Origin of the sequence: Streptomyces sp. WM6378 (assembly GCF_001279695.1) — a bacterium.
GTDB lineage: Bacteria > Actinomycetota > Actinomycetes > Streptomycetales > Streptomycetaceae > Streptomyces.
Genome location: NZ_LGDD01000132.1, coordinates 1 through 1,364, shown reverse-complemented (window position 1 = coordinate 1,364; position 1,364 = coordinate 1). Strand labels below are relative to the sequence as shown.

Here is a 1,364-nt window from a genome sequence, read left to right as displayed (position 1 = left end):
TGCCACCCCCTTGGCAATGAGCGCCACCAACGCGAAAACCGCGATCGTGGTGACGACGAAGGCCACGTCGGCCATCGTGAACTCCTGGAGAGAGGTTCGAAAAAGAACGGACGCCATGAGGAAACCGCCTCTGCCTGTGTTTGCGCGTTCCGTTGACGGGCCTCTTACGGCCATTGGCGCCCCTTTAACGGGACTCTTACGCTGGCGGAGACAGGTACTTACCGACCTGCGAATATATTGGCCCTCATTAGCCCAAAAGGGGCATTTTTCCGCGAAGGTCGCGATGCTTTCCAGCCGGATGCACTGAGTTCAGCCAAACCATCGTGAGCGGGTTCCTGACGAAATGCTGACAACCCCCGGCGAAGCACGGTCAGAGGGGCGTAAATAATCGCCCCGATCATCGGAGCACGGCTTCTCCATCGCCTAGATTCCTGATGCTGCCGCTGAGTGACGATCGCGGACAGCAGCGGCCGAACCCATGGTCGGGACGTGTTCCTTCACCGGCCCGGCCTACGCGGTGACCTGCGGCGCCGTCCCGCCGCATCGCGTCCGCTCGCTCCCTGCCGGCGCCGGGGCCCCGGCGCCGGCAGGGTTCCCAGCCGACTTGCCCGGCTTCATCGCCGTTCGCGCCCGTCCGCCCGTCCGTCTTCACGTCGGTGAGCGGTGACTGGCTGTGGCTCACGGTGATCTTCGCGAGCCTCATCGACGTGATCGTGGCGATGGCCCCCGGGCTCGGCTGACCGATATCCGCGTAACCGACCGGTATCAGAGGGTCGTCAAGGATCGCCCGGTTCTCTTGAGGGCGTGTCCGGAGGGGAGTTGTATGGAGGCTGTGAACAGCAGTCCGCGCTATGACGACCGGCCACCGAATCCGGTGCTGCCGATAGTGCGCGCTGCCCCCGCGTCGGCTCACTGAGCCGCGCCTCCCGCGCCGTACGCAACCGTCGCGCCCACGGCCCGGCAGCGTACGCGCGCCTTCATTCCCGCAGCACGCCCCACCGCCCCCGATCCGGGGCGGTTTTGCCGTGCCCACATCCAGAGAGTCCGCCATGACTTCCGCATCCCTGACCGGCCGCACGGTCCTCGTCACCGGAGCCACCTCCGGCATCGGCTACGAGGCCGCGCGCCAGCTCGCCGAGCGCGGCGCCACCGTCCTCGTCCACGGCCGCACCACCGAAGAAGCCCAGGCAGCCACCGACCGCCTCGTCGCCACGGCCGGTGTCGAAGCCGGTCAACTCTGCGCATACGGGGCCGACTTCACCCGGCTCGACGAGGTCGAGGCCATGGCCCGCCGGGTCATCGAGACGCATCCGCACCTGGACGTCCTCGTGAACAACGCGGGCATGGCCGCCCCCGAGCGGCAC

General features: G+C 67.2%; 1 protein-coding gene. It reads left to right on the top strand.

The genetic code is table 11. The features are described from left to right. Window positions 1-1,049 precede the first annotated feature (1,049 nt). Window positions 1,050-1,364: SDR family NAD(P)-dependent oxidoreductase (locus ADK54_RS13525; protein WP_159047748.1), on the top strand; the 315-nt coding region annotated here is incomplete at its 3' end.